We start from the raw sequence: 7,042 nt of genomic DNA on the forward strand, positions 1-7,042 counted from the left end.
CCCCTAATTGGGTAATTAGTTTTTGAGAACTGATCTGAGTCAATTTTTTTCACACTCTGAAATATTATACTCAGTCCTGAAAGCAATTTACTAAGTCTGTCATTGTTTAAGCTGTTGAGAAAAAACAAAAACACAAAGCTGCAAACTTAATAAAGAGTTTTTAACATTTTTCTATTTTTAGGAGATCCATTATGCCTGTAACTAATTTAGCTGAACTTGATGCTCTAGTAGCGCGCGTTAAAGCGGCTCAAGCAGAATTCTCTACTTACTCTCAAGAGCAAGTAGATAAAATTTTCCGCGCGGCATCATTAGCAGCTAACCAAGCTCGTATCCCTCTAGCGCAACAAGCGGTAGCGGAATCAGGCATGGGTATTGTTGAGGATAAAGTAATCAAGAACCACTTTGCGTCTGAGTTCATCTACAACAAATACAAAGACGAAAAAACGTGTGGCATTCTTGAAGAAGATAAAAACCTAGGCACGATGACTATCGCTGAGCCTGTAGGCATCATCTGTGGTATCGTTCCAACCACTAACCCTACTTCTACTGCAATCTTCAAATCTCTCATCTCTTTGAAGACTCGTAACGGTATCATCTTCTCGCCACACCCGCGTGCGAAAAATTCAACTAACGATGCAGCTAAACTCGTGTTAGATGCAGCAGTTGCAGCTGGCGCGCCAAAAGATATCATCGGCTGGATTGATCAACCTTCAGTTGAGCTATCTAACGCGCTAATGAAGCACGAAGGTATTGCACTTATCCTTGCAACAGGTGGTCCTGGCATGGTGAAAGCGGCTTACTCGTCAGGTAAACCAGCAATCGGTGTAGGTGCAGGTAACGTTCCAGTTGTAATCGACGAAACGGCAGACATCAAACGTGCAGTTGCTTCTGTTCTTATGTCTAAAACATTCGATAACGGTGTGGTATGTGCTTCTGAGCAAGCGGTTATCGTTATGGACGAAGTGTATGACGAAGTAAAAGAACGTTTCGCGAGCCATAAAGCGCATGTTTTAAGTAAAGCAGACGCAGACAAAGTACGTAAGGTACTGCTTATCGATGGCGCACTAAACGCGAAAATCGTAGGCCAACCAGCAACAGCCATCGCTGAAATGGCGGGCGTTAAAGTTCCAGCAGATACTAAAATCCTTGTCGGAGAAGGTATTGGCGAAGTTTCTTATGACGATGAATTCGCACATGAAAAACTTTCTCCAACACTTGGCATGTTCCGCGCGACTTCTTTCGAGAACGCGGTAGAACAAGCAGTAAGAATGGTAGAAATCGGCGGTATTGGTCACACTTCTGGTCTATACACTAACCAAGACGTTAATGCAGACCGTATCCGTTACTTTGGTGACAAAATGAAGACGGCGCGTATTCTTGTAAACATCCCAACCACTCATGGTGGTATTGGTGACCTTTACAACTTTAACGTTGCACCATCTCTAACGCTAGGTTGTGGTTCTTGGGGTGGTAACTCAATTTCTGAGAACGTAGGTCCTAAGCACCTAATCAACAAGAAAACTGTTGCGAAGCGAGCTGAAAACATGTTGTGGCATAAACTACCTAAGTCAATTTACTTCCGTCGTGGTAGCCTTCCAATCGCTATGAGCGATCTTGAAGGCAAAAAACGCGCATTCCTAGTTACTGACCGTTTCCTATTCAACAACGGTTATGCAGACGATGTAGTGACTCTGCTGAAGTCAAACGGTATGGAAGTTCAAACATTCTTTGATGTAGAAGCTGATCCAACTCTATCTGTCGTAGAGAAAGGCGCTGAAGCAATGAAGAGTTTCCAACCAGACGTGATTCTAGCACTTGGTGGTGGTTCACCAATGGATGCGGCGAAGATCATGTGGGTTATGTATGAGCACCCAGAAACTCACTTTGAAGAGCTTGCAATGCGCTTTATGGATATCCGTAAACGTATCTACAAGTTCCCTAAAATGGGTCAAAAAGCAGAATTGGTTTGTATCACGACTACTTCAGGTACAGGTTCAGAAGTCACACCATTTGCCGTTGTAACAGACGACAAAACAGGTGCTAAATACCCACTAGCGGATTATGAGCTAACACCTAACATGGCTATCGTTGATGCGAACCTTGTGATGAATATGCCTAAGTCTCTAACGGCATTTGGTGGTTACGATGCTGTGACTCACGCTCTTGAAGCCTATGTATCTGTTCTTGCGAACGAATACTCTGATGGTCAAGCTCTACAAGCACTTAAGATGCTGAAAGAGTACCTACCATCAAGCTACAAAAATGGCGCAGCAGACCCAATTGCTCGTGAAAAAGTGCACAATGCAGCGACTATCGCAGGTATTGCTTTTGCTAACGCGTTCTTAGGTGTATGTCACTCTATGGCGCACAAGATCGGTGCAGAGTTCCACATCCCGCACGGCCTTGCTAACGCATTGCTTATCTCTAACGTTGTGCGCTATAACGCGAATGATAACCCAACCAAACAAACTGCGTTCTCTCAATACGACCGTCCACAAGCACGCCGTCGTTACGCTGAAGTGGCTGACCACTTAGGCTTGAGCCAAGCGGGCGACCGTACTGCTCAGAAGATTGAACGTCTACTGACTTGGTTGGAAGAGCTGAAGAAAGATCTCGACATCCCGCTATCTATCCAAGCGGCTGGCGTGAATGAAGCGGATTTCCTCGCAAAAGTTGACGTGCTATCAGTTGAAGCGTTTGATGACCAATGTACTGGTGCAAACCCACGCTACCCACTGATTTCTGAGCTAAAAGAAGTACTTCTTGCGGCTTACTATGGTACAGCGTTTGTTGAAGGTGAAACTTTCGAAGGCACTACCGTTATCAAGAAGAAAGATGATCAAAAACCAGCAAAGAAAAAGTAAGCTGAGTTATTGAGGGATTTTCGCTAGCACGAAACAATCTCTATCGGGAAAAGATAAAGCCTCACCATCTGGTGAGGCTTTTTTTGCTTTTTTGCTCGAGTAACTTCATCATCAAAGCGTGGATGGGATTTATCCCCACATGACTAAAATAGCGGCAATTGCGATTAGAACAAGCCCCAGCCCATCTTTAATTTTCACCGATTGTTTTAGCCAAAAAATAGAAATTAACATCGTAAAAAAGATCTCAATTTGGCCTAAAGTTTTTACATAAGGTACGGTTTGAAGAGACATTGCACTGAACCAACCAATAGAACCAAGACAGCTACTTGTGCTGGTTAATAGCGTTAGCTTAGGTCTTACCCATAATTGTTTTAATGAGTTGTTGTCGGTCACCATTAGGTAAATTAGCAGTAATAAAGTCTGCAGTGAAATGACCAACAATAATACCCAAGCAGCACTGTGTGGAAAGGGTAAGCCAAGTGCTAAGCTGGCTTCACGTACCCACAATGAAGTGAGTGCAAAGGCACTACCACAACTTAATCCCAGTAAAACAGTTGGCATTGAAAGCTGCTTAATATTGCCGTGCGTGCTCATCAAAAATACACCAATGCCACCAACGATGACGCCAATCCAGCCCAAGCCTGTCAAATGAGTCCCAAAAAAAATCATCCCTAAAATAGCGGCAACTAAGGCTTCGCTTTTGGCTAGCCCAGCACCTACGGCATAGTTATTTAATTTAAAAAGCTTAACCATGAGCGCTGTCGCGACGATTTGCATCAATGACGCGCCGATAATGAAAGCGATAAAGGTCAATGACAATGTAGGTAATTTCGCGGGTATGAAATGATACAAAGTGATGAGATAGAGAGCCGCGATAGGGCCAGCCCAAAGAAAGCGGGCAAGGGTAACACCAGTAGTACTGACCTCAGTTGCTAAGCGACTTTGGAATGCATTGCGCCAAGATTGCATGAATGCGGCCAGAAGGGTGAATAAGATCCAAGTCATGGAAGTCCATTTTGAGTGACAAGAAAGAGGCAATGCTATGAGATGCAGAGATATTGGGCAAGCGGAATATAAAAAGGGCTGCGAATGCAGCCCTTTAATGGTATTTAAACTCGGTTCAGAGATTAATACTGTGGTTTAGTCATTGCCGCACCAGCTTGACTTTGCGCTGACTGGCTGCCTGCTGCACGAGTTGCAATTCGTTCAGCATGGAAAGGTGCTGATACGATTTCAATCTCTTTGAGCAACAAAGAGCCTGAGGCTTTGGTCATCGGAGAGAATGCATGCGCTTTGATTGTTTTGGGTAATACGGCTTCAGGTGCCTTAGTTACTGCTTCAACCTTCAATGCTGGTACTTTCTCTGTCGTGGCTTTTTCTTCGACAACGAGCTCAATAGCGGTAGTCTTTTCAATAACAACTTCTGCGATTACTGGCTCCGAAATAACGGCTTCTACAGTGACCGATTCTGTGACTGAAACCGATTCTGTTACCACTGCCGATGGTACTTGAGGTTCAATAGCGTCCTGCAAAGAGACCGTAACAGGTTCTTCAACGACGCTCTGGTTCTCTTCGTGGCGAATAATGACCTTACCCATTGCCATTTCAGGGAAAGCAAAACCACCTAACGTTATCTCGGTATTGTTATCTACGACATCTGCCACTTGTTGAACAGGTTCAACCGCTGCGACTTGCTCTGTTACCGGTGCTTGATACACTGGTTTAGAGAGGTCATAACGAGGCATCACTTTACCCATTGCCATCTCAGGAGAGGCAACCCCACCTTTGCGTAAACGGAATGGGTTAGGGCGACGATCACGACCACGGCGTCGACGTTGACCACTGGCTCGTAAATGACGAGGGGAGCGGCGATTGCGACGTTGATTTTGATCGTCATTCTCATTGTCGTCGTTTGGTGTAACAACCGATGGCTCAACAGATTGTGCTATTTCAGCTTTTACGGCTTCAATAACCTCTGCTGCCGGGGTTGTATTAATCAACATTTCAGCTTCTGGTTGTTCTTGAGCTATTGTCTGATCTTTTACACGAACTTGTTTGTTTAACTTACGGCGTTGACGGCGCTCTTTTACTTTTGCCGTTTTCTCTTCCGTTTTATCTTCATTCGCTGTCAAGGTAACGGCTTGCGCTTCAGCCGCAAGTTGTAGCCCTTGTTCCGCTAACTTTTCAGATTTGCTGTCATCACGCTTGTTGCGGCGCTCTTGTTTTGGCTTGCGAGCTTGTGTCTTACGAGGCTCGTTGGCGGCAACAGTTTCTTTATCTTGTGTTTCTTCAACAGGAGTAGAGGCATTGACCGGCTTGCGTCTGTTTCTGTCACGGTTTGCGTTGTCGCGATTAGCATTTTCACCGCGTCCGTTACGACGACGTTGGTCATTTCGATCACGACGCTGGCGTGGTGCTTGGCTACGTTCGTTTTCTTGTTTTTGTTGCTCTTCCTCAGTTTTCACCTTTTCCGTGGTGGTTGAAAAGATGCTACCAAGAGCTTTAACGATGCGGCCAAATAGACCTGGTTTGCCTGGTTCAACAGCGATCTCTTTGACTGGAACCGCTACCTCTGCTTTAGGTGTTGGAGCTGGAATAGTTTGTGCTGGGGCAGCAAACCCTTTCAACGCTGGTTCTTCAATGCGTTTTGGTTTGAAATCGATATCTGAGCTTTCTTTACCTTCTGCTTCTTTCAGTGCTTCTAGTTTCATTGGCACTAAGTAAGAGAGTATTTCTTGCTCTTCCCCTTCACGGACACGGATCACTTCAAAATGAGGCGTTTCCATTTCAGAGTTAGGGACAATCGTGATCTCGACTTCTTGAATGCGTTCAATATGATTGATTGAGCGACGTTTTTCATTGAGTAGATAAGATGCAATAGGAACGGGAACCACCGCCATAACTTGAGCGGTATTATCTTTTAGTGCTTCTTCTTCAATGAGACGTAAAACAGAGAGCGCAAGAGATTCATTATCACGAACCACTCCGGTGCCAGAGCAGCGTGGGCAGATATGGTGACTTGCTTCGGCAAGCGATGGGCTCAAGCGCTGACGCGACATTTCTAACAAGCCAAAACGTGAAATTCGGCCAATTTGTACGCGAGCGCGATCTAGGCGTACGGCATCGCGTAAACGGTTTTCTACTTCACGTTGGTGACGAACAGGAGTCATATCGATGAAATCGATAACCACTAATCCGCCCAAATCGCGCAGACGTAATTGGCGAGCAATTTCATCGGCTGCTTCTAAGTTGGTGTTAAGCGCCGTCTCTTCAATATCGCCGCCTTTTGTTGCACGAGCAGAGTTGATATCAATTGAGGTCAATGCTTCGGTTGGGTCGATAACAATAGAGCCACCAGAAGGCAAACGCACTTCACGCTGGAAAGCCGATTCGATTTGGCTTTCAATTTGGTAATGGCTAAATAGGGGTACTTCACCGTCGTATTTTTTTACACGACTCACGAAGTCAGGACGCACCAAACGAATGTGCTCAAGGGCACGTTCATAAATAGTGTTGCTATCAATTAGAATTTCACCAATGTCACGACGCAGATAATCACGAATTGCGCGTACAATGACGTTGCTCTCTTGGTGAATAAGTAGCGGTGCAGGACGCAAATCTGAAGCCTGTTTGATTGCGCTCCAGTGATTGAGCAAAACGTTTAAGTCCCACTCTAGCTCTTCCGCACTTTTGCCCACACCTGCAGTGCGAACGATAAGGCCCATACCTTGAGGAAGCTCTAAACTGCTCAATGCGGTTTTTAATTCGGTACGCTCATCGCCTTCGATACGGCGTGAAATACCACCGGCACGAGGATTGTTTGGCATAAGAACTAGGTAGCTACCAGCAAGAGAAATGAAAGTGGTCAACGCAGCGCCTTTGCTGCCTCGTTCTTCCTTTTCAACTTGGACAATAACTTCTTGGCCTTCTTTAAGCGCTTCTTTGATGTTTGGACGGCCTTGGTAAGTGTAGCCATCAGGGAAGTATTCGCGGGCAATTTCTTTGAGAGGAAGGAAACCGTGACGTTCAGCGCCGTAATCAACAAATGCAGCTTCTAAACTCGGTTCAACACGGGTGATACGTCCTTTATAGATGTTCGCCTTTTTAGATTCATGCCCTGGACTTTCGATGTCTAGATCAAAAAGTCGTTGGCCATCAACCAGCGCGACACGCAACTC

General features: G+C 45.3%; 3 protein-coding genes. 1 reads left to right on the forward strand and 2 read right to left on the reverse strand.

Annotated features, from left to right (window positions below; genetic code table 11):
* The first annotated feature begins 191 nt into the window (after positions 1-191).
* On the forward strand, positions 192-2,864 hold the full coding sequence (gene adhE / locus B9J84_RS14425) for a bifunctional acetaldehyde-CoA/alcohol dehydrogenase (protein ID WP_013856398.1): 2,673 nt from the start codon (positions 192-194) through the stop codon (positions 2,862-2,864).
* A gap of 129 nt (positions 2,865-2,993) precedes the next feature.
* Here adhE and B9J84_RS14430 read toward each other — a convergent pair whose 3' ends face one another.
* Positions 2,994-3,869 (reverse strand): DMT family transporter, encoded by an 876-nt coding sequence (locus tag B9J84_RS14430; RefSeq protein WP_064625727.1) that lies wholly within the window; start codon positions 3,867-3,869, stop codon positions 2,994-2,996.
* A gap of 122 nt (positions 3,870-3,991) precedes the next feature.
* Positions 3,992-7,042, reverse strand: a 3,051-nt coding sequence (gene rne, locus B9J84_RS14435) for a ribonuclease E (RefSeq protein WP_094124431.1), incomplete at its 5' end; no start/stop codon positions are given.

Source organism: Vibrio sp. V03_P4A6T147 (assembly GCF_002241085.1).
Lineage (GTDB): Bacteria > Pseudomonadota > Gammaproteobacteria > Enterobacterales > Vibrionaceae > Vibrio > Vibrio anguillarum.